The following is a 25,145-nucleotide window of genomic DNA, read 5'->3' on the forward strand; positions in this document are numbered from 1 at the left end:
CGGTGATCGACGGCGCGTTCGCCCGCTGGCTGGCCGGGCGCGCCGGGGACCTGCTGCTGCGCACCCGGGCCGAGGTCGGCTTCGCCGATCCGGACGCGCTGAAGGCGGCCGGTGACAAGCTGTCACACGAGCTGATGCGCACCGAACTGGCCCGCTGGCGGCCAGCCGACGCGGTGCTGTCCGAGGAGGACAAGGACGCCAAGGCCACCGGCACCGACCGGCTCGGCGCCGAGCGGGTGTGGATCGTCGACCCGCTCGACGGCACCCGGGAGTACGCCGAGGAGGGCCGCGACGACTGGGCGGTGCACGTCGCCCTCTGGGGCCGGCACGGCACCAGCCCGCACAAGCTGCTCGCCGGCGCCGTGGCGATCCCGGCCCAGCACCGGACGCTGGCCACCGACTTCCCGCCCGCGTACCCGCCGATGGGTCCGCACCCGCGGCTGCGCCTGGCCGCGAGCCGCAGCCGGCCGCCGGCCTTCCTGGCCGACCTGGCCGCGGACCTGGGCGCCGACCTCGTGCCGATGGGCTCGGCCGGCGTGAAGATCGCGGCGGTGGTCGGCGGCGAGGTCGACGCCTACGTGCACGCCGGCGGCCAGTACGAGTGGGACTCGGCCGCCCCGGTCGCTGTGGCGACGGCCACCGGGCTGCACGCTTCACGTATCGACGGATCTGCGCTGGAATACAACGAGACCGATCCGCGCCTGCCAGATCTCGTGGTGTGTCGCAAGGATCTGGCTCCCCGGTTGCTCGCGGCGCTGCGGCAACACATCCCGGGGTAGAGTCGCTCGGGAAAAACCCAGTGGTCCACTAGACAATCCGAAGGGGTTCCATGCCGCCGGCTTACCGGGTCTCCCACCTCGCGGCGCTCGAGGCGGAGAGCATCTTCGTCATGCGCGAGGTGGTCGCCGAGTTGGAGCGCCCCGTGCTGCTCTTCTCCGGCGGCAAGGACTCGATCGTGATGCTCCGGCTCGCCGAGAAGGCGTTCGCCCCGGCGCGCATCCCGTTCCCGGTGATGCACGTCGACACCGGCCACAACTTCCCCGAGGTGCTCACGTTCCGTGATCGCCGGGTCGCCGAGCTGGGCCTGCAGCTGCTGGTCGCCAGCGTGCCCGAGGCGATCGAGTCGGGCCTCGTGGTCGAGCCGGGCGACGGCATGCGCAACCGGATCCAGACGCCGGTGCTGCTCGACGCGGTGGAGAAATACCGCTTCGACGCGCTGTTCGGCGGCGCCCGGCGCGACGAGGAGAAGGCCCGGGCCAAGGAGCGGGTGTTCAGCTTCCGCGACGAGTTCGGCCAGTGGGACCCCAAGAACCAGCGGCCCGAGCTGTGGTCGCTCTACAACGGCCGGCACCACACGGGCGAGTCGATCCGGGTGTTCCCCCTGTCCAACTGGACCGAGCTCGACGTCTGGCACTACATCGCGCAGGAGCGGCTCGACCTGCCGTCGATCTACTACGCGCACGAGCGCACGGTGCTCTCCCGCGACGGGATGCTCTACGCGGTCAACGAGTTCATCCAGCCGCGTGGCGCCGAGGAGCCGTTCACCGCCAAGGTCCGCTACCGCACGGTCGGCGACGCCTCGTGCACCGCGGCCGTCGAGTCGCACGCCGACACGGTGGCCAAGGTGATCGACGAGGTCGCCGCGACCCGGATCACCGAGCGCGGCGCGACCCGCGGCGACGACCGGGTCAGCGAGGCGGCGATGGAAGACCGCAAGCGGGAGGGTTACTTCTGATGTCGGCTCCGACCCTGGCTGCCACCGAGCAGCGCGCGATGGACCTGCTCCGGTTCGCCACCGCGGGCAGCGTCGACGACGGAAAGTCCACGCTGATCGGCCGGCTGCTCTACGACACCAAGTCGCTGTTCACCGACCAGCTCGCGGCCGTCGAGGCGGTCAGCGCGGCCCGCGGCGACGAATACACCAACCTGGCGCTGCTCACCGACGGCCTCCGCGCCGAGCGGGAGCAGGGCATCACGATCGACGTCGCCTACCGCTACTTCGCGACCCCCCGGCGGAAGTTCATCATCGCCGACACCCCGGGCCATATTCAGTACACGCGCAACATGGTGACCGGGGCGTCCACCGCCGACCTCGCGCTGATCCTGGTCGACGCCCGCAAGGGCCTGGTCGAGCAGTCCCGCCGGCACGCGTTCCTCTGCTCGCTGCTGCGGGTGCCGCACCTCGTGCTCTGCGTCAACAAGATGGACCTGGTCGACTGGTCGCAGGAGGTCTACGAGCGGATCGCCGACGAGTTCACCGCGTTCGCCGCGAAGCTCGAGGCGCCCGACCTCTCGGTCATCCCGATCTCGGCGCTCAAGGGCGACAACATCGCCTCGCGATCCGAGAACATGCCGTGGTACGAGGGCCCCTCGCTGCTGCACCACCTCGAGCGCGTGCACATCGCCTCCGACCGCAACCTGGTCGACGTGCGCTTCCCGGTGCAATATGTGATCCGGCCGCAGTCGACCACCGTGACCGACTACCGCGGCTACGCCGGCCAGGTCGCCTCGGGCGTGCTCAAGCCCGGCGACGAGGTGATGGTGCTGCCGTCCGGATTCACCAGCCGGATCGCCGCGATCGACACCGCCGACGGCCCGGTCGCCGAGGCATTCCCGCCGATGTCGGTGACCGTCCGGCTGGAAGACGAGATCGACATCTCCCGCGGCGACCTCATCTGCCGGCCCAACAACGCGCCGGCGGTCGCCCAGGACATCGAGGCGATGGTCTGCTGGATGGACGAGAGCCGGCCGCTGCGGGTCGGCGGCAAGTACTCGCTCAAGCACACGACCCGGTCGGTCCGCGCGGTGGTCCGCGACCTGCACTACCGGCTCGACGTCAACTCGCTCCACCGCGACGAGGAGGCGGGGGAGCTCAAGCTCAACGAGATCGGCCGGCTGCGCCTGCGGACGACGGCCCCGCTGCTGGCCGACGAATACCGCCGCAACCGCACGACCGGCGGCTTCATCCTGATCGACGAAGCCACCAACCGCACGGTCGCCGCGGGCATGATCGTCGAAGCGAGCTAGCGCCGGGACGCCGCATAGGTGAGGGCGGCGCCGAGGAGCAGCGGCGGGCCGTGGATGTTGCGCAGGGCCGTGAGGGTGATGCCGACGGCCAGTGCGCCGGCCGCGACGATGCGGCCCAGGGTGCGGTTGCCGCGGCCGGTCTCGCCGCCGGCCACCAGGGCCACCTGGACCGCCGCGCCGGCGGCGACACCGATGTAGAGGGCGAGCTCGGAGACCGTGCCCAGCAGGGCCACCGACCACCAGGCGACGCCCGCGGGCAGCCACAGGTGGCGGGGGTGGAGCGCCTCGCCGGTGGCCTCGGGCCGCCAGGCGGTGGACGGGCGCAGCGGGCGGGTCAGCAGGGCCACCGTGAGCGCGCCGGCCAGGCCACAGATGGCGATGGAGTTGCCGCCGCCGGTCGGTTCCCAGGCCAGCGCGATGCCTTCGGCCACCAGCCCGCAGCCGACGTAGCAGGTGGCCCAGAGCCAGCGGCGCAGCGTGAGCTCGGCCAGCGCGCCGACCAGCAGCAGGAAGAACAGGTTGGAGGCGGCACCGAACCAGCCGCCGTCCTGGACGACCAGCGACGTCACCAGCCGCCAGACCTGGCCGTCGCGGATCGCCGGTGTGCGCTGCAGCGAGGTCAGCACCCCCGGGTAGGCGAACTGCAGCAGGCTGGGCACCGCGGTGATGACGAAGACGGCCAGGGTGAGCGGGATCCGCCGCAGGACGGTCACTCGATGCGCTCCGCGCCGGCGCCCGGCCGGGCCGCGAACCAGACCGGGGCGGTGAACCCGCGCTCCGCGTAGGCGGCGGCGACCGCGGCCGCCACCCGGTCGGTCTCGGCGGCGTCGACCAGGGCCAGCACACAACCGCCGAAGCCACCGCCGGTCATCCGCGCGCCGTAGGCCCCCGCGGCCAGCGCCGTCGACACCGCGACGTCGACCTCCGGCACGGTGATCTCGAAGTCGTCGCGCATCGAGGCGTGCGAGGCGGTCAGCAGCGGCCCGATCTCGCGGACCCGGCCGGCCCGCAGCACGTCGACCGTGTCGAGCACCCGCTGGTTCTCGGTCACCACGTGCCGGACCCGGCGCCGCATCACCTCGTCCGGCAGCTTGGCCAGGGCGGCGTCGAGGTCGTCGACGTCGCGCAGGGCGGCCACGCCGAGCAGCGCGGCCGCCTCCTCGCAGGCCCGGCGGCGGCTCGCGTACTCGCCCCCGGCGTGCCGGTGCGGCGCCCGCGTGTCGACCACCAGCACCGCGAGCCCCGACGAGGAGACGTCGAAGGGGATCTGCTCGATGGCCAGCGACCGGCAGTCGAGGAAGAGCGCGTGCCCGGCCTCGGCCCGGATCGAGGCGGACTGGTCCATGATCCCGCAGGGCATGCCGACGTAGTCGTTCTCGGCCCGCTGCGCCAGCCCCGGCCGCTCGTCGACGGGCACCCCTAGGTCGCCGAGGTCGTCGAGGGCGGTGAGCACGGCCGACTCGAGCGCCGCCGACGACGAGAGGCCGGCGCCCGCCGGCACGTCCGAGGCGACGGCCAGGTCGGCGCCGGGCACCGCGTACCCCTTGGAGCGCAGGGTCCACACCACGCCCGCGACGTAACCCGCCCATCCTTCGACCCGGCCCGGCTCGTCGGCCTCCGCCGCGCCGAACTCGACCGTCTCCTCGGTCTGCTCGGACCACACCCGCCACCGGGGTTCCGCCACGGGCGCGGCCGCGACCACGACCCGGTGCGGCAGCGCGAACGGCAGCACGAAGCCGTCGTTGTAGTCGGTGTGCTCGCCGATGAGGTTGACGCGGCCCGGCGCGGCCCACAGACCGGTCGGTTCGGCGCCGAAGGCGGAGGCGAAACCCGCGGCCGCGCGGGAGGGGACGTCGCTCATGGCCTGCATCCCATCACAAGTGCTCGGCGGGAGGGGCGCTACGTGTCTACGATCGCTGCATGCAGGACCAACCCGGCACAGCCGGGCCCCGTCGGCGCGGTCCGACGGGGCGTCCCCAACGAAATCCAGGCCCGGTCGCCCGCCGCCTGGCCCGCCTCGTGGTGCGGACCGCCGACGGGCTGACCGCCGCGCTCGGCGCCGACCCCTCGGCCGGCCGCGAGCAGATCAGCGAGGCCGACCTGCGCGACCTGGTCGCCGCCAGCACCCGCCTCGACCCGGTGGAGCGCCGGATCATCGACGAGGTGCTGGTCGCCCGCGACACGATGGTCCGCGAGGTGATGCGGCCGCGCACCGAGGTGACGTTCCTGTCCGCGCGGCAGACGTTGGTCGAGGCGGCCGAGCGGGCCCGGGCCGAGACGCACACCCGCTATCCCGTGGTCGACGGCACCCACGACGACGTGGTCGGCTTCGTGCACCTGCGCGACCTGCTGATCCGGCCCGAGGGCGACGGCCGGGTGACGATCGGCGAGCTGACCCGTGAGGTCAAGCGGATCCCGGCCAGCAAGCGGGTGCTGGTCGCGCTGACCGAGATGCGTCGCGAGCGGCACCACCTGGCGGTGGTGATCGACGAGTACGGCGGCACCGCCGGCATCGTCACCCTCGAGGACCTGATCGAAGAGGTGGTCGGCGAGATCCACGACGAGTACGACGTCGAGCCCGACCCCGTGCCGGGCCGCCCGACCGACCTGGACGGCCGGCTCAACCTGGCCGACTTCGCCGAGCGCGCGGGCTTCGCGCTCCCGCCGGGCCCCTACGAGACGGTCGGCGGCTACGTGATGGCCAGCCTCGGCCGGGTGCCCCGGATCGGCGACGAGGCCCCGGTGCCAGGCCGCGACCCGGACGAGGGCTGGGTGCTGCGCGTGCTGGAGCTGGACGGCCGCCGGGTCGCCCGGGTCGGCATCCGCGCGGTCGAGCCGCCGCCACCGCCCCCGGCGCCGGAGGCCGAGGCGGCGCAGGTGATCGCCACGATCCCGATGCCCATGGTCCCGCGCCGCGAGCCGAGCGGCTCCGCGGTCGACTAGTGCACCTGGAGCTTCTGCCAGTTCGTGCCGTTCGGTGAGTACGCCGTCCAGCTGCTCTCGAACAGGTTGTAGGCGACGTAGCCGACGTGCGTGCGGCGGATGGTGCCGACGGCCGGCAGGTCCGCGATCGGGCTGAACGTGCGGCCGGCGTCCGTGCTGACCCACCACGAGCTGGGCGTCCCGCCCGGCTGCGCGAGCAGCAGGCGTCCGTCGAGCAACGGCACCGCGTCGCCCGCGAACGGCGGAGGGCCGTCGACGTCGCCGGACGGCGCCAGGAAGGTCGCTTCGAAGCTGGTGCCGCCGTCGGCGGAGTGGTAGATCCCGAGCACCTCACCGGTGTTGCCGCGGGCGACCGCGTAGACCTCGGCGCCGAGCGTGCTCACCGACACCGCGTCGGTCGGGCGCCCGGGAGCGGGAAGGGAGGTCGTCTTCCACGTGCGGCCGGAGTCGCGGCTGACGGCGACCGCGGGCGCGGCGCCGGCCACGCCGCCGACCCACCAGGCACCGTCGCCGGCCGCGGCGGGCGCCACCCAGCGGGCGTAGAGGTCCGGCTGTTGCGCGAGCGGCCCCAGCGGCCCGTGGTTCCAGCTGACCGCCACCACGGCGCCGGTCGCCGGGTCGATACCGGGCAGCTCGCCGGGCCCGATCACCGTGCGGGGGCCGGCCTTCATCGGCGTGACGGGCTGCCAGCTCGAGCCGGTCTGCGACGACCACCAGCCGCCGGCGGTGCGCGCCAGCCAGTGGCCGGCCGGGAAGGCCAGCACGTCCGTCGGGCCGTCGCCCTCCGGCGACGCCGGCACCGCCTGCCAGGTCAGCCCGCCGTCGGTGGTGTGGGCCAGAGCCGGGCAGCGCCGATCGCAGCCGGGGGCCGCGATGCCGTGCGTGCTGTCGACGAACTCCACGTCGGCGGTCTCGCCGGCGATGTCGTGGACCGGGTCGCCGGACAGGCCGGTGATGACGATGCCACCGCCGCCGTAGACCGGTGCGGTCGGCGACGTCGGCGCGGGTTCCGTCGCGGTGACGGTCGGCGGGCCGTCCTGCTCCCAGGGGCGGGCGCCGATGCCGATGACACCGAGCAGCGCGAGGGCGGTGGCGCCGGCGGCCGCGGCCCGGCGCCGGCGGATCCGGCCGGCGCGCCGCCGCACGTCGGCCAGCGGTGGCTGGTCGATCTCGTCGAGCAGGGCCGAGCGGGACCGGGCGAGCCGGTTGTCAAGATCGGGCACGGGTCACCTCCGTCCGGTAGCCGTCGAGCCGGCCGGCCAGCGCCGCGCGGGCCCGGGACAGCCGCGACTTGACCGTGCCGGTGGGCACGCCGAGCAGCGCGGCGACCTCGTCGACCGGCAGGTCGGCGTAGTAGTGCAGGACCACCACCTCGCGGAACGCGGGTGGCAGCGCGGCCAGGGCGTCGCGCAGGTCGGCCCGCTCGGGACCGGGCGCCGGCTCCACGGTCTGCGTCACCGGCCGGTCGCGCAGCAGGATCGTGTCGAGCAGCTTGCGCCGCCGCCAGCGACGCCGGACCACGTTGATCGCGACCGCCCGCAACCACGCCTCCGGGTTGTCCACGTCGGCGAGACCGCGCGGCCGGGCGATGGCCCGGGCGAACGCCTCCTGCACCACGTCCTGTGCCTCCGTCAGGTCGGTGGTGAACGCATAGACCTGCGTGACCAGGCGGCGGTAGCAGGCGTGGTAGATCTCCTCCATCGCCCGCTCGCCCTGGTCCCGGGTCACCCGTGCACCGTCGTCGCGCGCCAATCCCCGTCCTTCCGGTCTGGCCACAACCTACGAGTTCCGAGGGGCCCATGGGGTTCCCAGGGGCGGCTGGCAGAATTGCGCCCATGACCGCCGCCGCCGCTGACCGGCCCCGGGTGCTCTCCGGCATCCAGCCCACCGCCGACTCGTTCCACATGGGCAACTACCTCGGCGCGCTGCGGCAGTGGGTGGCCCTGCAGGAGACGCACGACGCGTTCTACTGCGTGGTCGACCTGCACGCGATCACGGCCGGCCACGACCCGGCGCTGCTGCGGTCCCGCAGCCGCGTCTCGGCGGCCCAGCTGCTGGCGCTCGGCCTCGACCCGGAACGGTGCACGCTCTTCGTGCAGTCGCAGGTGCCCGAGCACCCGATGCTGTCGTGGGTGCTGAGCTGCATCACCGGCTTCGGCGAGGCGAGCCGGATGGTCCAGTTCAAGGACAAGTCCGCGAAGCAGGGCGCCGACCGGGCCAGCGTCGGCCTGTTCACCTACCCGATCCTGCAGGCCGCCGACATCCTGCTCTACCAGGCCGACGCGGTCCCGGTGGGCGAGGACCAGCGGCAGCACCTCGAGCTGACCCGCGACCTGGCCGGCCGGTTCAACACCCAGTTCGGCAAGACGTTCACGCTGCCGGCGCCGTTCATCGTGCGCGACACCGCGAAGATCACCGACCTGCAGGAGCCGACGGCCAAGATGTCGAAGTCGTCGTCCTCGCCGGCCGGCATCATCGAGCTGCTCGACGACCCGGCGCGGTCCGCCAAGAAGATCCGCTCGGCGGTGACCGACACCGGTCGCGAGATCGTCTACGACCCCGCCAACAAGCCGGGCGTCTCCAACCTGCTGACGATCTATTCGGTGCTGGCCGACCGGCCGATCGACGACCTGGTCGCGGCGTTCGCGGGCAAGGGCTACGGCGACCTCAAGAAGGAGCTCGCCGAGGTGGTGGCCGAGTTCGTCCGGCCGATTCAGGAGCGCACCAAGGCCTACATGGACGACCCGGCGCAGCTCGACAAGCTGCTCGCGATGGGCGCCGACAAGGCGCGGACGGTGGCTTCGGCGACGCTGGCCACGGCGTACGACAGGGTGGGCTTCTTCCCCAGTCGGGGGGCCTGACGCCGCGCCTCGCGGATTCAGTTGATCCGCAACAATGAGCGTTGTGAACGCGCTCACCCGGCTCGAGGCCGGCATCAACCGGGGGCTCGACAACCTCCGGGCCCGGTCCGGCGCGTTCGACCACTTCTACCGGGCGGCCGACCGGTTCGGGTTCGTGCTCGGTGGGCGGCTCGCCGCGGCGATCGCGTACTACGGCTTCTTCGCGATCTTCGCATTCGCTCTGGTCGGCTACGCCGTCTTCGGCTTCACGTTGAGCAACGCCGAGGTCAACGAGGCGGTCGTCAGCTTCGTCGCGGGAAACCTGCCCTTCCTCGACATCAAGAGCGTCGAGGACGCGGTCAGCGGCGTGCAGACCTCCGGGCGCCCGATCGGCATCGTCGGCCTGATCGGCCTGGTGTTCACGGGCATCGGCTGGGTCGAGGCGATCCGGTCCTCGCAGCGCGCCGTGCACGGCTTCCAGCAGCAGCCCGGCAACCTCGTGGTCCGCCGGTTCATCGACATCGGCGTGCTGCTGATCGTGCTGGCCATGGTGATCGCCTCGGTGGGCGCGGTCGACGGGCTCAAGACGCTGCTGACCTGGGCGATCGGCGGCGGCGGAACGTGGTTGATGGTGCTCACCTACGTGCTCACCGTGCTGGTCAACCTGGTGATCGCCTTCGCGCTGCTGTGCGCGATCCCGCGGATCCACATGAGCCCGCGGCGGCTGGTGATCCCAATGATCATGGTGGCCGGCGGCCTGACCGTGCTGAACTCGGTCGGCCGGCTCTACGTCAACTGGGTGCGGGCGAACGCGGCGTACGCGCTGATCGGTCCGGTCGGATTGTTGATCTATCTCTACATCTACAACCAGATCATCATCTGGGCCGCCGCGGTGGCCGCCACGGACCGCCACGGCACGGTCCGCGACCTGGGCGGCGGCGAGCCTCAGACGGGGCCCCAACACACCGTCTCACCCGTCGACCATGACGAAGATGACCAGGAGAACGGTCACCAGGGAAGCTGACGCGGCGCATGATGGTCGGATGGGTGCACTGGTGACCTTGCGGCTGCCCGACGACTCGCCGCTCCACGAGCTGCCATGGATCATCACGTTCGGCCCGCTGGGCGACGAGGAGGACTGGGAGCCGGTGGTGAGCGGGCCCTACGAGCGCCCGCACGCGCTGGCGCTGGCCCAGTCGGTGGTCGCCGACGAGGAGCTGATGGCGGTCGTGGAGCCGTGCATGCCACACATCTCCACCGACGAGATCCGTGGTGAGATAGAGGCGGCCCGGATCGCGGCGTTCCGCGACGAGCGGCCCGCCGACGGCTCGCTCGACGACCTCGACCTCGAGGAGGCCGAGGACGTCCCCGAGGCCTTCGGCGAGAACGACGCCGGATATGCGGCACCGCCGCCCACGCCGGACCAGGTGATGGCCGGCTGGGGCCGGATCGCCGCCAAGCTCACCGCGCCGCGCTCAGACAACCCCTGAACGTATTGGTGCCCCGGCGGACCGAAGTCGACGCCGGGGCACCGTACCCACCACACCCCCACCACAGGGGCCTCGTGGACACCTCTCTACCCAAGCACCGCGCTGTTCAACCATGCGGCGCTGTCGACGGGCAGGAATTGTCCGTCGAGGTCGGCGCTGGCGATGATCGGGGTGCCGTAGCGGCGCACGTCGACCGGCTCGCTGCCCAGGTTGACCACGCAGGTCAGGTCGCCGCGACGGAACGCCAGCACGTTGGGCTCGGCCTCCAGCCAGGTGAGGTCGTCGGCGCCGCCGAGCGCGGTGCGCCGGGTCCGCAGCGCTGACCGGTAGAGCTCCAGCGTCGAGCCGGTCACGTCGAACTGGGCGGCCACCGTGCAGGGCGCCCAGCCGGTGGGCGCCGGCAGCCAGCTCGGGTCGGCGCCGTCGGGGCTGAAGGCGTACGGCGCGGTGTCGCCCGCCCACGGCAGCGGCACCCGGCAGCCGTCGCGGCTCTCGCCGGTGCGCCGGAACGCCGGGTCCTGGCGCAGCTCGTCGGGGATGTCGAGCACCTCTTCGAGGCCGAGCTCCTCACCCTGATAGAGGTAGGCGACCCCGGGCAGGGCCAGCATCAGCAGCGCGGCCGCCCGGGCACGGCGCAGGCCGGCCGCGCCACCGCCGTACCGGGTGACGTGCCGTGGCTTGTCGTGGTTGGACAGCACCCAGGTGGTCGGTGCGCCGACCTGCGTGGCCTCGGCCAGCGCCGTGTCGATCACCTTGCGGAACGAGTCGACGTTCCAGGTGGCGTGCAGGAAGTCGAAGTTGAAGACCTGGTGCAGCTCGTCGGGGCCGACATAGCGCGCGAGCCGCTCCGGCGTCGACGCCCACGCCTCGGCCACCGCCATCCGGTGACCCGGGTAGCTGTCGAGGATCTTCCGCCAGGACCGATAGATCTCGTGTACGCCGTCCTGGTCGAAGTAGGGCAGCGTGGTGCCCTGCAGCAGGCGGCTCTGGCGCTGGTTGCGGCCGGTCTTGCTGCTGTAGCCGACGTCGGGCAGCCCGGGGGCCTTGACGTTGCCGTGCGCCACGTCGACCCGGAAGCCGTCGACGCCCCGGTCGAGCCAGAACCGCAGGATGTCCTCGAACTCTCCGCGTACCTCGGGCTGCTCCCAGTTGAGGTCGGGCTGCTCGGGGTCGAAGATGTGCAGGTACCACTGTCCGTCGGGGACGCGGGTCCAGGCGTCTCCGCCGAAGATGGACTCCCAGTCGTTGGGCGGCTCGGCGCCGTCCGGGCCACGGCCGTCGCGGAAGATGTAGCGCTCCCGCTCGGGCGAGCCGGGCGCCGCGGCCAGCGCCTCCTGGAACCAGCGGTGCGCGCTCGACGTGTGGTTGGGCACCACGTCGACGATCACCCGCAGGCCCAGCGCGTGCGCGTCGGTGGTCATCGCGTCGAAGTCGGCGAGGTCGCCGAACATCGGGTCCACCTGGCGGTAGTCGGCGACGTCGTAGCCGCCGTCGATCATCGGCGAGCGGTAGAAGGGCGTCAGCCAGATCGCGTCGACACCTAAATCGCGCAAATACGGCAGTCGGCCACGAAGGCCGGCGAGATCGCCGATGCCGTCGCCGTTGGAGTCGGCGAAGCTGCGCACGTAGACCTGGTAGACGACTGCGCTGCGCCACCAGTCTGCGCCTGTTTGATCCGCAATGGTCGCGGAATGACCCCGTTCCTTTGGCACCGCAGAAGCATGCCGGATCAGGCGGCGCCTCTGCAAGGACCCGTCAGACCTTGCGCAAGCTTCGCAAGGAGCGCGTTCAGCGCGTTTTGGCGATCGCGGTCGACGACCGGACGACCAGCTCCGGACGGAACAGGTACTCCGAGTGCGGTGCCGCGTACCCCTCGATCTCGTCGACCAGCGCCCGCACCGCGGCGACCGCCATCGCCTCCACCGGCTGCCGGATCGTGGTCAGCGGCGGATCGGTGAAGGCCATCAGCGGCGAGCCGTCGTAGCCGACCACGGACAGGTCCTCGGGCACGGTCAGCCCGCGCCGGCGCGCGCTGCGGATCGCGCCGAGCGCCATCATGTCGGAGCCGCAGACGATGCCGGTCACGCCGGCGTCGAGCAGCCGGTGCGTGGCCGCCTCGCCGCCCTCGACACCGAATAGCGACAACGAGATCAGCCCGTCGAGTTCGTGGTCCGCACAGCCGACCAGGGTCCGCATCGCGGCGCGGTAGCCGGCGATCTTGCGGCGCACCGGCAGGAAGCGGTCGGGGCCGCTGATCAGGCCGATCCGCCGGTGGCCGAGGCTGGTGAGATAGGACACCGCCAGCTCCGCCGCGGCTGCCTCGTCGGGCGAGACGAACGGTGCCGGTAGCCCGTCGACGTAGCCGTTGACCAGCACGATCGGTAGCTCGCGGGCGACCAGCCGGCGGTAGCGCTCGTGGTCGCCGGTGGCGTCGGCGTGCAGCCCCGAGACGAACACGATGCCGCTGACCTGGCGGTCCAGCAGGATCTCGACGTACTCGTCCTCGGTCACGCCGCCCGGGGTCTGCGTGCACAGCACCGGCGTGTAGCCGCGCTGGGCCAGCGCCGACTCGATGGTCTGCGCGAACTCCGGGAAGATCGGGTTGTTGAGCTCCGGCACCACCAGCCCGACCAGGCCCGCGCTGCGTCTGCGCAGTCGGGCGGGGCGCTCGAAGCCGAGCGCGTCGAGCGCCGCGAGGACGGTTTCCCTGGTGTCGGGGGAGACACCCGGCTTGTCGTTGAGCACCCGGGAGACGGTCGCCTCGCTGACCCCCGCGCGGAGCGCGATGTCGGACAGGCGGGCACGCATGGCTGCACGATATCCGCTGCTCTTTCGTGTCTTGCGCAAGCCCTTGCTGCCCGGCAACAAATTCGAAACATGCTCGCTTACGTCGTGAGGGTGCGTACGCCGTCGAGGTAGGCCTTGGGGCCCGGGCCGGCGGAGAGGATGCGTTGCAGGGCGTAGCCGGGGACCATGCCGAACAGCACGGCGCCGACCGCGTCGACGTCGGCGTCGGCCGGCAGCTTGCCGGCGTCGCGGGCCCGGGTGGCCAGCAGCACGAAGTGGCCGCGCATCCGGCCGTAGGCGTCGGCGACGAACTCGGCCAGCACCGGGTCGCGCATCGCCTCGGCCCAGACCTGCAGGGCGATCCGCAGGAGACCGTCGGGGCCGGTCTGCCGGTCGACGAACTCGATCGCCCGCTCGACCGCCTCCGTCGGCGACAGCGCCGGCTCGTGCCGGGCCAGGTCCTCGAACATCGCCGACGCGTCGCCCAGCACCGACTCGGCGATCGAGGTGATCAGGTCGTTCTTGCTCTTGAAGTAGCGGTAGACCGCGCCGACCGACAGGCCCGCCTCCGCGATCACGTCCTGCATCGACGTGTTGTGGAAGCCGTCGCGCATGAAGCACCGCCTGGCGGCGTCGAGGATCTGCTGGCGACGGGCGGCGAGGTGGGCTTCCGAGACGCGAGGCATGACCCACATCATAAAACGAACGCTCGTTCTTGACTACCGACACCCATCGATGGGAACCTTGGGTCAACAAAGAAGAACGAGCATTCGTTTTAAGGAGATGGTCATGTCTCGCCAGGGTCGCCCGCCGCTCCTCCTCGCCGTGCTGATCGGCATCGGCATCGTGGTCGTGCAGGCGTTGCTCGTCCCGCTCTTCGCCGCGCCGGCCGCCAACCTCGGCCCGCGCGACCTGCCGGTCGTGGTGGCCGGCCCGGCGCCGGCAGCCGACGCGCTCGCCGCCCAGCTCCAGCAGAAGGAGCCCGGCGCGTTCGAGATCACCCGCGCGCCCGACGAGGCGGCGGCCGACGCGATCCTCCGCGACAACGCGGCCTACGCGGCCTTCGTCATGGGCCCGACCGGCCCCGCCGTGCACACCGCCAGCGGCGCCAGCCCGACCGTGGCCCAGCTCGTCGGCCAGGCCGCGGCGGGGATGAACGCCCCCGTCACCGACGTCGTCCCGGGTTCGCCCGACGACCCGCGGGGCGCGGGCTTCGCGTCCGGCTTCCTGCCGCTCGCGCTGACCGCGCTGGCCGCCGGCGCCGCGCTCGCCCTGCTGGTCGGCGCCCGGTGGGCCCGGTTCACCGGCGTGCTGGTCTTCGGCGTGCTGGCAGGCCTCGTCGGGCCGCTCGTGCTGCAGCAGTGGCTCGGCGTGCTGACCGGCGACTACCTGCTCAACGCGGCCGCCATCGGGTTGTTCGCGGCCGCGGCAGCGGGCATCGTGGCCGGCCTGGGCGCCGCCCTCGGTCGGCCGGGCATCGCGCTCGGCGTGCTCACCGTCTTCCTGGTCGGCAACCCGCTGTCGGCGGTCAGCGCGGCTCCCGAGCTGCTGCCGCAGCCGTGGGGCACCATCGGTCAGTTCCTGCCGGTCGGTGCGGGCGGCTCGCTGCTCCGGTCGACGGCCTTCTTCGACGGCGCGGGCGGCGCCGGTCCGGCCTGGGTGCTCGCCACCTACGCGGTCGTCGGCCTGCTGCTGACCCTCGCCGGCGCACCCCGTCGGCACGCGCCCGCGGCGAACGCCGTGGAGCCGGCGGAACGTGTGACCGCCGCGGCCTGAGCGGCATCGGTCAACAAGGGTCCCTTCCTATGCGGAAAGCGTTAGGAAGGGGCCCTTCATTACTGGCCGGGCGATTTCGCGCAGGCGTTCATCACGCCTGCGTAACGGCCATCCAACAGTCGAGTCTGGATTTTCGTTCCGGGCTGTAGTCGCGCGTACAGTCCCGAGCAACGTGAACTCACCGCGTATCCCTTGCGGTGTGTAATGGGAAGGAGACCGTCTTGCGCTCTGTGCGTGGGATGCGGATCGTCTCGATACTCGCGGTGGGTGGCCTCGCAGTGGGCCTCGCCGCTTGTGGTGACGCTCCGGAAAGCAGCAGCGGCACCGGCGACAGCAGCGCCGCCCCCGCCGCTGGCACCTATAAGGCGTGCATGGTCACCGACATCGGCGGCATCGACGACCGGTCGTTCAACGCCTCCGCTTGGAAGGGCCTCGAGGAGGCCAAGGCCGAGAGCGACAAGCTGGCCGACCCCAAGAACGTCTCGTCCAAGGCCGAGGCCGACTACGTGCCCAACCTGACGCAGTTCGCGCAGCAGGGTTGCAACTTCACCCTCGCCGTCGGTGGTCTGATGGGCGACGCGACCAAGCAGGTCGCCGCGGCCAACACCGACAAGCAGTTCGCGATCGTCGACGCGGCGATCCCGGGCGCGACCAACGTCTACCCGATGCAGTTCGACACCGCGCAGGCCGCGTTCCTCGCCGGCTACCTCTCGGCGGGTTACTCGAAGAGCAAGAAGGTCGCCACCTACGGCGGCCTGAAGATCCCCCCGGTGACGATCTTCATGGACGGCTTCGCGGACGGCGTCGCCTACTGGAACCAGCAGAAGAACGACAAGGTCCAGGTGCTGGGCTGGGACAAGGCCGCGCAGAACGGCTCGTTCGCCGAGAGCTTCACCGACCAGGGCAAGGGCAAGGCCCTCTCGGACGGCTTCGTGGCGCAGGGCGCTGACGTCATCATGCCGGTCGCCGGCGGCACGGGCCTCGGCACCGCGGCCAACGCGGCCGACAAGTACGCGGTCGTCTGGGTCGACGTCGACGGTTGCGAGAGCGCGCAGCAGTACTGCTCGTCGTTCCTGACCACCGTCGTCAAGAACATCCCCGAGGCGGTCAAGGAGGCGGCGGTCAAGGGTGCCGACAGCACCGGCATGCTGACCGGCTCCTACCTGGGCACGCTCGAGAACAACGGCGTCTCCATCGCGCCGTACCACGAGTTCGACAGCAAGGTCAGCCCCGAGCTCAAGGGCGAGGTCGACAAGCTGAAGGCCGACATCATCGCGGGCACCGTCAAGGTGACCTCGCCGGCCCAGCCGAAGTGATCTGATCCCGGCCGAACAGCCGGTCCCACCACTGCGTGGGGCCGGCTGTTCCCCGGCCGGGACCGATCGTGAACAATGCTCCGCACCGTCTGAAGGAGGTCACGCTGAGACTCGAACTGCGCGGCATCACCAAGCGCTTCGGCGACCTCGTGGCCAACGACGACATCCATCTCACCGTCGAGCCCGGCGAGATCCACGCCCTGCTCGGCGAGAACGGCGCCGGCAAGTCGACGCTGATGAACGTCCTCTACGGGCTGCTCCAGCCGGACGAGGGCGAGATCCTCGTCGACGACAAGCCGGTGCAGATCCGCGGTCCGCGCGACGCGATCAGCGCCGGCATCGGCATGGTGCACCAGCACTTCATGCTCGTCCCGGTGTTCACCGTCGCCGAGAACGTGATGCTGGGCGCCGAGCAGACCAGCGGCGGCCCGGTCGGCTTCCTCGACCGGCGCCGGGCCCGCAAGCTCGTCCGCGAGGTGTCCGACCGCTACCGCCTCGCCGTCGACCCCGACCGCACGGTCGAAGACCTCCCGGTCGGCGTGCAGCAGCGGGTCGAGATCGTCAAGGCGCTGACCCGCGACGTCGACCTGCTGATCCTCGACGAGCCCACGGCCGTGCTGACCCCGCAGGAGACCGAGGACCTGCTCGAGGTCATGCGCACCCTCAAGGCGGCCGGCAAGTCGATCGTCTTCATCACCCACAAGCTCAAAGAGGTCAAGGCGATCGCCGACCGGATCACCGTGATCCGGCGCGGCCGCACCGTCGGCACCGCCGCCCCCGACACCAGCGAGGAGGAGCTCGCCTCGTTGATGGTCGGCCGGTCCGTGCTGCTGCGGGTCGACAAGGGCGCGGCCGAGCCCGGCGCCGCCGTGCTCGAGGTCGCGGGCCTGGCCGTCAACGACGACCGCGGTCACCGCGCCGTCGACGGCGTCGACCTGACCGTCCGGGCCGGCGAGGTGCTCGGTGTCGCGGGCGTCCAGGGCAACGGGCAGACCGAGCTGATCGAGGCGATCATGGGCCTGCGGCCGGTGGTCGCCGGCAACGCCACCCTCGACGGCCGCCCGATGCAGGGCCTGACGACCCGCGAGATCCTCCGCGCCGGCGTCGGCTACGTGCCCGAGGACCGCAGCGTCGACGGCCTGGTCAAGGACTTCACCGTCGCCGAGAACCTGGTCCTCGACATCTACAACACCGCGCCGTACGGCACGCGCTGGGTCGTCCGCCCGGAGGCGATCGCCGAGTCGGCCCGCGCCCGGATCGAGCAGTTCGACGTGCGCACCGACGCGGCCGGGCAGGCCACGGTCGGCACGCTCTCCGGCGGCAACCAGCAGAAGGTGATCGTCGCCCGCGAGTTCTCGCGACCGCTCAAGCTCTTCATCGCCGCCCAACCGACCCGCGGCGTCGACGTCGGGTCGATCGAGTTCATCCACCGGCAGATCGTCCACGAGCGCAGCGAGGGCACCGCGGTGCTGCTCGTCTCCAGCGAGCTCGACGAGGTGCTGGCGCTGGCCGACCGGGTCGCCGTGATGTACCGGGGGCGGGTGATCGCCGTGGTGTCGCCGGACACCCCGCGCGAGGAGATCGGTCTGCTGATGGCCGGCGTCGCGACGGCGGGCGCCGGCAGCGCGAAGGACGGGGTCGATGACTGAGCAGACGACGGCCACCGCGGAGGACCTGGCCGCGGCCGGTGCCGACCAGCTGCCGCCGCCCAAGACGTTCGCCGGGCGTTACCTGCGCGCGCTGTGGACCGCCAACACCTTCACCGTGACCGTGCTCGCCGTGCTGCTGGCCCTGGTCATCGGCGGCATCCTGATCGCGGTCTCCGACGAGAACGTGCGGGCCACCTTCTCCTACTTCTTCAGCCGGCCGTCGGACTTCTTCAGCCTGTCCTGGGACAAGGTCAGCGACGCGTACGCCCAGTTGTTCAAGGGTTCGATCGTCGACCCCGAGGCGGTCACGGCGGCGGCCAACGGCACCGGCCCCTGGGAGCGGGTGTTCTTCCCGATCTCGGAGACGCTGACCTACGCGGCGCCGCTGGCGCTGACCGGTCTCGCGTTCGCGCTGGCGTTCCGCGGCGGCCTGTTCAACATCGGCGTGCAGGGTCAGGCGATCATGGGCGCGGTCGGCGCGGCCCTGGCCGGCTTCCTGCTGCCGCTGCCGGTGGGCATCCACCTGATCGTCGCGCTGATCGCCGGCGCCGCGTTCGGTGGCGCCTACGGGTTCGTGCCCGGCTTCCTCAAGGCCCGCACCGGCGCGCACGAGGTCATCACGACCATCATGCTGAACTACGTCGCGCTCTTCTTCCTGGGCTGGTTGATCATCCAGAAGGGCATCCAGGACCCCGAGCGCAGCGACGCCATCAGCAAGCCGGTCGACGAGTCGGCCCAGCTGACCCACCTGCTCGGCTTCCTCGGCCCCAGCCTGCGGGTCAACCTCGGCATCGTCGTGGCCATCCTGGTCGTCGCCGCGATCGCCTGGATGCTGCGCCGCTCCACGTTCGGCTTCGAGTTGCGCGCGGTCGGCCTCAACCCCGAGGCGTCGCGCACCGCCGGCATCGGCGTCGGTTCGACGTACGCCATGGTGATGACCGTGGCCGGCGCGCTGGCCGGCCTCGGTGGCGCCACCATCGTGATGGGCACGGCGGTCAGCCTGACCGGCGCCGTGATCGGCAGCGTCGGCTTCGACGGCCTGCTCGTCGGCCTGCTGGGCCGGGCCAAGCCGTGGGGCGTGTTCTTCGCGGCGCTGCTGTTCGGCGCGCTGCAGGCCGGCGGCAACCGCATGCAGTCGTTCTCCGGGATCTCGCTCGAGCTGGTCAGCGTGATCCAGGCATTGATCGTGATCTTCGTCGCGGCGCCCGCGTTGGTGAAGACCGTGTTCCGGCTGCGGCCGGCCAAGGTCAGCGGGCTCGGGACCGGCATGTCCAAGGGATGGTGAGACCGTGACGGCCAGCACCGTCGACACGGCCCCGGCGGTCGTCGAGCCGGTCCGCTACTGGACCCGGCAGCGCAAGGTGGGCGTCGGCCTCGCGGCCGTGGGCCTGCTCGCGGCCGTGCTCTTCGGCGCGCTCGCAAGCGGCCGCCAGGCCGAGTTCACCCTGGCCGAGACCATCAGCGGCAGCGCGGCCGGGATCAACGGCCGGGTCGGCGCGATCGTGTTCGGCGCGATCGCGGCCCTCGCCGGCGCGGCGATGCTGGTCACCGCGCGCCGGTGGTTCGCGTGGCTGCTCGGCCTCGGCATCGTCGCCGCGCTCGTCTCGTTCCTCTGCTGGCAGCTCTCCCAGGCGCCCGACAACCTCAACACGATCCCGCTCGGCAGCGTCGCCCGCAGCTCCGTGACGTTGGCCCTGCCGCTGATCCTCGGCGCGCTGGCCGGCGTGCTGTGCGAGCGGTCCGCGGTGATCAACGTGGCCATCGAGGGCCAGTTCCTGATGGGCGCGTTCGCCGCGGCGATGTTCGCCACGCTGGCCGGCAGCGTCTGGGTCGGCATCCTGGCCGCCGGCGTCGGCGGTCTGATCATCGGGCTGCTGCTCGCGGTGCTGGCCATCCGCTTCCTGGTCGACCAGGTGGTGCTGGGCGTCGTGCTCAACGTGTTCGCGCTGGGCCTGACCGGCTTCCTCTACGAGCAGCTGATGGCCCAGGACCAGTCGAAATACAACCAGCCGAGCTTCGTGCCGGAGTGGGACATCCCGCTGCTGTCGAAGATCCCGCTGCTCGGCCCGGCGCTGTTCAAGGGCAACATCTTCCTGTACGGCGCGATCGTGCTGGTGATCCTGATCCACGTCGGGCTCTTCTACACCCGGTGGGGCCTGCGCACCCGGGCGGTCGGCGAGCACCCCGCGGCGGCCGACACCCTCGGCGTGAAGGTGCTCGCCCTGCGCTACCGCAACGTGCTGGTCGGCGGTGTCGTGGCCGGCTTCGGCGGCGCGTACTTCACGCTGCTGTCGACCACCAACTTCAACAAGAACATGACGTCGGGCCTGGGCTTCGTGGCGCTGGCCGCGCTGATCTTCGGGCGGTGGAGCCCGATCGGGGCCACCCTCGCGGCGCTGTTCTTCGGCTTCTGCAGCGCGCTGGCGTTCAGCCTCGGCTCGATCAACAGCCCGATTCCCAGCCAGTTCCTCAACATGCTGCCGTACATCGCCACCATCGTCGCGGTGGCCGGGCTGGTCGGCCGCGTCCGTGCGCCGGCAGCGGACGGAACGCCCTACATCAAGGGTTAGGGTCTGCTCATGGAGATCGACTGGGTGGCGCTGCGGGCGGCCGCCGTCGAGGTGATGGGCAACGCGTACGCGCCGTACTCGGACTTTCCGGTCGGTGCGGCGGGGCTCGTCGACGACGGTCGGGTCGTGGCCGGCTGCAACGTGGAGAACGCGTCTTACGGGGTGACCCTCTGCGCCGAGTGCGGGATGGTGTCGGCCCTGCACGCCTCCGGCGGTGGGCGCCTGGTCGCGGTCTCCTGTGTCGACGGCGCCGGCCAGCCGCTGATGCCCTGCGGCCGCTGCCGCCAGCTCCTGTTCGAGCACGGCGGCCCCGACTGCCTGGTCGAGGCCGTGCCGGAGCCGCTGCGGGTGGGCGACCTGCTGCCGCACGCCTTCGGGCCGGCCAACCTCGACCGCGGCCGCGCCGCGATCCCGGAGGTCCCGGAGCGGCTGGCCCGGTGGCGCGGTCGCGGCACGGTCTTCGTGCACACCGACAGTGCGGGCGGCGCGCTGGTCTGGACCGGCTACTGGGAGCGCTCGGCCGGCGAGGGCGAGGAGACCGGCATCCTCGAAGAAGCGCCGACGTGGGCGGACCCGACCGCGGGCATCGAATGGGCGCGCGCCCGCACGGCCCGCATCGTGATCGTCGACGAGGCCGGCGAGACCTGGTGGGCCGGCGAGGGCGAGCCTCCGGCCGAGATCGGCAAGCGGTGGGAAGCGTGACTTTCGCGGCGGTCGATGTCATCCGCACCAAGCGCGACGGCGGTGTGCTCTCCGACGCCGCCATCGACTGGGTGGTCGACGCCTACACCAGGGGCGTCGTCGCCGACGAGCAGATGTCGGCGCTGGCGATGGCGATCCTGCTGCGGGGGATGACGCCGGCCGAGATCGCCCGCTGGACCGCCGCGATGATCGCCAGCGGCGAGCGGCTGGACCTCTCCGCGGTCGACCGGCCGACCGCCGACAAGCACAGCACCGGTGGCGTCGGCGACAAGATCACGCTGCCGCTCACCCCGCTGGTCGCCGCGTGCGGCGTGGCGGTGCCCCAGCTGTCGGGCCGTGGTCTCGGGCACACCGGCGGCACGCTCGACAAGTTGGAGTCGATCCCCGGCTGGCGGGCCCAGCTCGACAACGCGGAGTTCATCGCCCAGCTGCGCGACGTGGGCGCGGTGATCTGCGCCGCCGGCGAAGGCCTGGCGCCCGCGGACCGCAAGCTGTACGCGCTGCGCGACGTCACCGGCACGGTCGAGGCGATCCCGCTGATCGCCAGCTCGATCATGAGCAAGAAGATCGCCGAGGGGACCGGCGCGCTGGTGCTCGACGTCAAGGTCGGCTCCGGCGCGTTCATGAAGTCGCTCGCCGACGCCCGCGAGCTCGCGCGCACGATGGTCGACCTCGGCACCGCGCACGGGGTGCGCACGGTCGCCCTGCTCACCGACATGTCCACCCCACTCGGCCTGGCGATCGGCAACGCGGTCGAGGTCACCGAGTCGGTCGAGGTGCTGGCCGGCGGCGGCCCGCGGGACGTGGTCGAGCTGACCGTAGCGCTGGCCCGGGAGATGCTCGACGCGGCTGGGCGGCCCGACGCCGACCCCGCGGCCGCGCTGGCCGACGGCCGGGCGATGGACGCCTGGCGGGCGATGGTCCGGGCGCAGGGCGGTGACCCGGACGCGGCTCTGCCGGTCGCGCGGGAGACGCACACCGTCACCGCGGAGGCCGACGGCTTCGTGGCCGCCGTCGACGCGTACGCCATGGGCATCGCCGCCTGGCGGCTCGGCGCGGGCCGGGCCCGCAAGGAGGATCCGGTCTCGGCCGCGGCGGGTGTCGTGCTGCACCGTCGGCCCGGCGACGCGGTGCGGGCCGGGGAGCCGCTCTACGAGCTGCGGGCCGACGAGTCCGGCCGGTTCGCCGCGGCGATCGAGGCGGCCGCCGGCGCGGTGTCGATCTCGGCGGAACCGCCGGCCGCGACGCCACTGGTGATCGATCGGCTCGCCTGACATTCCGCTGCGCGCTCGGAGCCGCTATCCTCGCTGGCCAGGGGGATCACCGACGCCAGAGGAACGAACGCCGTGTCCGTGTCTGCTCCCGACCCCCGGCCCATCCGGGCTGCCAGCGTCGATGAGCTGCGCCGACTCCGGCTGCCGGTCCCACCGACGGGTTATCCGCTGGTCTGGGAGCCGGGCGACGCCGTCGAGCTGCGGCCCACCGGTGACATCGAGGCCCGCACCGCGATCCTGCACCTCGTGCTGGCCCGCTGCTTCGGCATGCCACCCCAGGCAGCGATGAGCTGGCTGCTCACCTCGCACCTGGTCGAGCTGGTCACGCCGCCGGAGTGGCAGTTCGTGGTGGCCGAGCGGGGCGACCGCCGGTCGTTCGTGCTGCACCACGACGCCATCTTCGCGCTCGCGTGGCTGCTCGGGCTGAGCAAGCACCTCGACCCGACCGCGCCCACCGACGAGCGGTTGATGGATGCGTTGCCGCACCTACCGGAAGGCGAGACATTCCGGGCATGGCGTTCACGGATCCTGGCCGCGCCCCGGGACGCCGCCGAGGCCGCCGCGATGCTCGACTTCTACTACTGCCTCGACTGGAGCTATCTCGAAGCCGAGCGCCGGGGGATGACCCTCCCCGGCGTGATCGACGCCAACGCGATCGGGCAGCGGCGCTGGGCACTGGAGTGGGCCGTCGTCTTCAAGGGGCCCTATCACGACCCACCGGGCGGGTGGGAAGAGGTCGACCTCTCCACCTGAGGGCTCTCCGGCCGTGGGCGGTACACGTCCAAGCGGACCGCGGCGGTCACCTCGACCGGGGTGGGAAGGTCGATGGTCGCCGCGTCGCGGTGCCAGGCGCTCGGGCCCATGCCGACCACGGTCGCGACCTCGGCCCGGTCCAGCCGCATGGTGGCCCGCAGCGAACGCCGCCGCAGCAGCGTGAAGTGAGTGTCCAGGCTGGCCGCCAGCCGCTCCTCCTTGGCCGGGTCGACGCGCAGCAGGCCCAGCCCCGTCACCAGCTCGCTCAGGTGGTCGGGCTCGGGAGTGACCACCAGCAGCCGGCCGTCGGGCCGCAGCACCCGGTGGAACTCGGCGCCGTTGCGCGGCGCGAACACGTCGAGCAGCACCGCCGTGTCGTGGTCGGCCAGCGGCAACCGGCCCCACGCGTCGGCCCGCACCGCGCCGGCCCGCTCGTGGGCCCGGGCGGCCCGGCGCAGCGCCGGCTTCGACGCGTCGAGCACGAGGCCGATCAGCCCGGGGTCGTGGTCGAGCACCGTCGCCAGATGCGCGCCGGTGCCACCGCCGACGTCGACCACGAGCCCACGCGCGCCGGCGGCCGCCTCGGTCAGGGCCGCGGAGACGAACGCGTAGTGCCCTGCCGCGAGGAACGTGTCGCGGGCGGCGACCATCTCGGCGGTGTCACCGCTGTGGGGCGAACGGCCCGCGCTGAGGTCCGCGTACCCCTGTCGGGCCAGGTCGAAGCTGTGGCCCCGCGGGCAGCGCAGCGTCCGGGCGTCGGGGGCGTCGAGTGTTTCGCGGCACACCGGACAACGCAGGTGCGCCACAACGTCACGGTTCATCCATTCCCAGCCACTAGGGTCTTTCCATGGTCGCAATCGGCATGGAAGAGATCGTCAAGGCCCCCAAGGCGCTGCTGCACGACCACCTCGACGGCGGGTTGCGGCCCGCGACGGTCGTCGAGCTGGCCGCCGACGTCGACCACGCCCTGCCCACCACCGATCCGGGCGAGCTGGGCCAGTGGTTCGTCGAGTCGGCCGATTCCGGCTCGCTGGAACGCTACCTGGAGACGTTCGACCACACGGTCGCCGTGATGCAGACCCCCGACGCGCTGCACCGGGTCGCCGCCGAGTGCGCGCTCGACCTGGCCGCCGACGGCGTGGTCTACGCCGAGGTCCGGTTCGCGCCCGAGCAGCACCTCGAGCGGGGGCTGACGCTCGACGGCGTGGTCGAGGCGGTGCTGCGCGGGTTCGCGGCGGGCACGCAGGAGGCCGCCGCCAAGGGTCAGCAGATCCGGGTCGGCACGCTGCTGACCGCGATGCGGCACGCGGCCCGCTCGCAGGAGATCGCCGAGCTGGCGGTCCGCTACCGCGACACCGGCGTGGTCGGCTTCGACATCGCCGGCGCGGAGGCCGGCTTCCCGCCCACCCGGCACCTGGACGCGTTCGAATACCTGCAGCGGGAGAACTTCCACTTCACCATCCACGCGGGCGAGGCGTTCGGCCTGCCGTCGATCTGGCAGGCCATCCAGTGGTGCGGCGCCGACCGGCTGGGGCACGGCGTGCGGCTGGTCGACGACATCACGCCCGGCGGCGAGCCGGTGCTCGGGCGGCTGGCGGCCTACGTGCGTGACAAGCGGATCCCGCTCGAGCTGTGCCCGTCGTCCAACGTGCAGACCGGCGCGGCCCCGTCGATCGAGCAGCACCCCATCGGCCTGCTCCGCGACCTGCGCTTCCGGGCCACCGTCAACACCGACAACCGGCTGATGAGCGGCACCTCGATGTCGCGGGAGATGGCGCTGCTGGTCGATGCGTTCGGTTACGGCTGGGCCGAGCTGCAGTGGTTCACCATCAACGCCATGAAGAGCGCCTTCATCCCGTTCGACGAGCGGCTCGCCATCATCAATGAGGTGATCAAGCCGGCGTACGCGAAATTGGCGTGATGGCCGTCTTCGCTTCATGCACAATCCGGCTTATCGGAAGTCCAATTCAGACGTAACGGATATTTTCCATCGGCTCTTCGGGCTAATCCACCGTGCG

General features: G+C 72.0%; 24 protein-coding genes. 16 read left to right on the forward strand and 8 right to left on the reverse strand.

Going from position 1 to position 25,145, the window contains the following annotated elements:
- Nucleotides 1-2 precede the first annotated feature (2 nt).
- From O7635_RS12930 to cysN, 3 genes are read left to right on the forward strand one after another with little or no spacing between them, the layout of a single operon-like run.
- Nucleotides 3-779: an inositol monophosphatase family protein gene (locus tag O7635_RS12930; RefSeq protein ID WP_278085464.1), complete on the forward strand. Its 777-nt coding sequence runs from the start codon at nucleotides 3-5 to the stop codon at nucleotides 777-779.
- Nucleotides 780-829: 50 nt separating this feature from the next.
- Nucleotides 830-1,735 carry a sulfate adenylyltransferase subunit CysD gene (gene cysD, locus O7635_RS12935; protein ID WP_278080654.1) on the forward strand — a complete coding sequence of 302 codons (906 nt, stop codon included), beginning with the start codon at nucleotides 830-832 and terminating at the stop codon, nucleotides 1,733-1,735.
- Nucleotides 1,735-3,027: a sulfate adenylyltransferase subunit CysN gene (cysN, locus tag O7635_RS12940; RefSeq protein WP_278080655.1), complete on the forward strand. Its 1,293-nt coding sequence runs from the start codon at nucleotides 1,735-1,737 to the stop codon at nucleotides 3,025-3,027. The genes cysD and cysN overlap by 1 nt, the downstream gene beginning before the upstream one ends.
- Here the strand turns inward: cysN and O7635_RS12945 are convergent.
- Both O7635_RS12945 and galK read right to left on the reverse strand, forming a co-directional pair.
- Nucleotides 3,024-3,740, reverse strand: a complete 717-nt coding sequence (locus O7635_RS12945) for a rhomboid family intramembrane serine protease (RefSeq protein WP_278080656.1) — start codon at nucleotides 3,738-3,740, stop codon at nucleotides 3,024-3,026. The genes cysN and O7635_RS12945 overlap by 4 nt on opposite strands.
- A complete protein-coding gene (gene galK, locus O7635_RS12950) occupies nucleotides 3,737-4,897 on the reverse strand; it encodes a galactokinase (protein WP_278080657.1) in 1,161 nt (386 codons plus the stop codon). Before galK ends, O7635_RS12945 begins: the two co-directional genes overlap by 4 nt.
- A gap of 50 nt (nucleotides 4,898-4,947) precedes the next feature.
- Between galK and O7635_RS12955 the strand changes: the two genes are divergently transcribed.
- Nucleotides 4,948-5,970, forward strand: coding sequence for a hemolysin family protein (locus O7635_RS12955; RefSeq protein WP_278080658.1), 1,023 nt, complete (start codon nucleotides 4,948-4,950; stop codon nucleotides 5,968-5,970).
- Here the strand turns inward: O7635_RS12955 and O7635_RS12960 are convergent.
- Entirely contained in the window at nucleotides 5,967-7,193 is a 1,227-nt protein-coding gene (locus O7635_RS12960) for a hypothetical protein (protein ID WP_278080659.1), read from the reverse strand. The genes O7635_RS12955 and O7635_RS12960 overlap by 4 nt on opposite strands.
- Complete coding sequence (locus O7635_RS12965) at nucleotides 7,180-7,698, reverse strand: sigma-70 family RNA polymerase sigma factor (protein ID WP_278080660.1); 519 nt, start codon at nucleotides 7,696-7,698, stop codon at nucleotides 7,180-7,182. Before O7635_RS12965 ends, O7635_RS12960 begins: the two co-directional genes overlap by 14 nt.
- A gap of 107 nt (nucleotides 7,699-7,805) precedes the next feature.
- Between O7635_RS12965 and trpS the strand changes: the two genes are divergently transcribed.
- From trpS to O7635_RS12980, 3 genes are read left to right on the forward strand one after another with little or no spacing between them, the layout of a single operon-like run.
- Complete coding sequence (trpS, locus tag O7635_RS12970; RefSeq protein ID WP_278080661.1) at nucleotides 7,806-8,831, forward strand: tryptophan--tRNA ligase; 1,026 nt, start codon at nucleotides 7,806-7,808, stop codon at nucleotides 8,829-8,831.
- A 43-nt stretch (nucleotides 8,832-8,874) separates the two neighbouring features.
- Nucleotides 8,875-9,834 carry a YihY/virulence factor BrkB family protein gene (locus O7635_RS12975; protein ID WP_278080662.1) on the forward strand — a complete coding sequence of 320 codons (960 nt, stop codon included), beginning with the start codon at nucleotides 8,875-8,877 and terminating at the stop codon, nucleotides 9,832-9,834.
- A gap of 19 nt (nucleotides 9,835-9,853) precedes the next feature.
- Nucleotides 9,854-10,300, forward strand: coding sequence for a hypothetical protein (locus O7635_RS12980; protein WP_278080663.1), 447 nt, complete (start codon nucleotides 9,854-9,856; stop codon nucleotides 10,298-10,300).
- An 86-nt stretch (nucleotides 10,301-10,386) separates the two neighbouring features.
- On the opposite strand, the gene O7635_RS12985 is transcribed toward O7635_RS12980, so the two are convergent.
- From O7635_RS12985 to O7635_RS12995, 3 genes are all read right to left on the reverse strand, one after another.
- On the reverse strand, nucleotides 10,387-11,982 hold the full coding sequence (locus tag O7635_RS12985) for an alpha-amylase family glycosyl hydrolase (RefSeq protein WP_278085465.1): 1,596 nt from the start codon (nucleotides 11,980-11,982) through the stop codon (nucleotides 10,387-10,389).
- Nucleotides 11,983-12,088: 106 nt separating this feature from the next.
- Nucleotides 12,089-13,108, reverse strand: a complete 1,020-nt coding sequence (locus tag O7635_RS12990) for a LacI family DNA-binding transcriptional regulator (RefSeq protein WP_278080664.1) — start codon at nucleotides 13,106-13,108, stop codon at nucleotides 12,089-12,091.
- A 77-nt stretch (nucleotides 13,109-13,185) separates the two neighbouring features.
- Nucleotides 13,186-13,773: a TetR/AcrR family transcriptional regulator gene (locus tag O7635_RS12995; RefSeq protein WP_278080665.1), complete on the reverse strand. Its 588-nt coding sequence runs from the start codon at nucleotides 13,771-13,773 to the stop codon at nucleotides 13,186-13,188.
- A 103-nt stretch (nucleotides 13,774-13,876) separates the two neighbouring features.
- On the opposite strand from O7635_RS12995, the gene O7635_RS13000 reads away from it, so the two are divergent.
- The 8 genes from O7635_RS13000 to O7635_RS13035 all read left to right on the forward strand — a co-directional run bounded on the left by O7635_RS13000 (nucleotide 13,877) and on the right by O7635_RS13035 (nucleotide 23,127).
- Nucleotides 13,877-14,863, forward strand: a complete 987-nt coding sequence (locus tag O7635_RS13000; RefSeq protein ID WP_278080666.1) for a hypothetical protein — start codon at nucleotides 13,877-13,879, stop codon at nucleotides 14,861-14,863.
- 239 nt (nucleotides 14,864-15,102) lie between these two features.
- Nucleotides 15,103-16,179 carry a BMP family ABC transporter substrate-binding protein gene (locus O7635_RS13005; RefSeq protein ID WP_278085466.1) on the forward strand — a complete coding sequence of 359 codons (1,077 nt, stop codon included), beginning with the start codon at nucleotides 15,103-15,105 and terminating at the stop codon, nucleotides 16,177-16,179.
- 68 nt (nucleotides 16,180-16,247) lie between these two features.
- Nucleotides 16,248-17,828 carry an ABC transporter ATP-binding protein gene (locus tag O7635_RS13010; RefSeq protein ID WP_278080667.1) on the forward strand — a complete coding sequence of 527 codons (1,581 nt, stop codon included), beginning with the start codon at nucleotides 16,248-16,250 and terminating at the stop codon, nucleotides 17,826-17,828.
- Complete coding sequence (locus O7635_RS13015) at nucleotides 17,821-19,113, forward strand: ABC transporter permease (RefSeq protein ID WP_278080668.1); 1,293 nt, start codon at nucleotides 17,821-17,823, stop codon at nucleotides 19,111-19,113. The genes O7635_RS13010 and O7635_RS13015 overlap by 8 nt, the downstream gene beginning before the upstream one ends.
- 4 nt (nucleotides 19,114-19,117) lie before the next feature.
- A complete protein-coding gene (locus O7635_RS13020) occupies nucleotides 19,118-20,398 on the forward strand; it encodes an ABC transporter permease (RefSeq protein ID WP_278080669.1) in 1,281 nt (426 codons plus the stop codon).
- A gap of 9 nt (nucleotides 20,399-20,407) precedes the next feature.
- A complete protein-coding gene (locus tag O7635_RS13025; RefSeq protein ID WP_278080670.1) occupies nucleotides 20,408-21,100 on the forward strand; it encodes a cytidine deaminase in 693 nt (230 codons plus the stop codon).
- Entirely contained in the window at nucleotides 21,097-22,374 is a 1,278-nt protein-coding gene (locus O7635_RS13030) for a thymidine phosphorylase (protein WP_278080671.1), read from the forward strand. The genes O7635_RS13025 and O7635_RS13030 overlap by 4 nt, the downstream gene beginning before the upstream one ends.
- A 72-nt stretch (nucleotides 22,375-22,446) precedes the next feature.
- Nucleotides 22,447-23,127, forward strand: coding sequence for a DUF4272 domain-containing protein (locus tag O7635_RS13035; RefSeq protein ID WP_278080672.1), 681 nt, complete (start codon nucleotides 22,447-22,449; stop codon nucleotides 23,125-23,127).
- Here the strand turns inward: O7635_RS13035 and O7635_RS13040 are convergent.
- Nucleotides 23,082-23,948 (reverse strand): putative RNA methyltransferase, encoded by an 867-nt coding sequence (locus O7635_RS13040; protein WP_278080673.1) that lies wholly within the window; start codon nucleotides 23,946-23,948, stop codon nucleotides 23,082-23,084. The two genes, O7635_RS13035 and O7635_RS13040, sit on opposite strands and share 46 nt — an antisense overlap.
- A 26-nt stretch (nucleotides 23,949-23,974) precedes the next feature.
- Between O7635_RS13040 and O7635_RS13045 the strand changes: the two genes are divergently transcribed.
- Complete coding sequence (locus tag O7635_RS13045) at nucleotides 23,975-25,048, forward strand: adenosine deaminase (protein ID WP_278080674.1); 1,074 nt, start codon at nucleotides 23,975-23,977, stop codon at nucleotides 25,046-25,048.
- Nucleotides 25,049-25,145 lie beyond the last annotated feature (97 nt).

The sequence above is a fragment of the Asanoa sp. WMMD1127 genome, from assembly GCF_029626225.1.
In the GTDB taxonomy this organism is placed as follows: Bacteria; Actinomycetota; Actinomycetes; order Mycobacteriales; family Micromonosporaceae; genus Asanoa.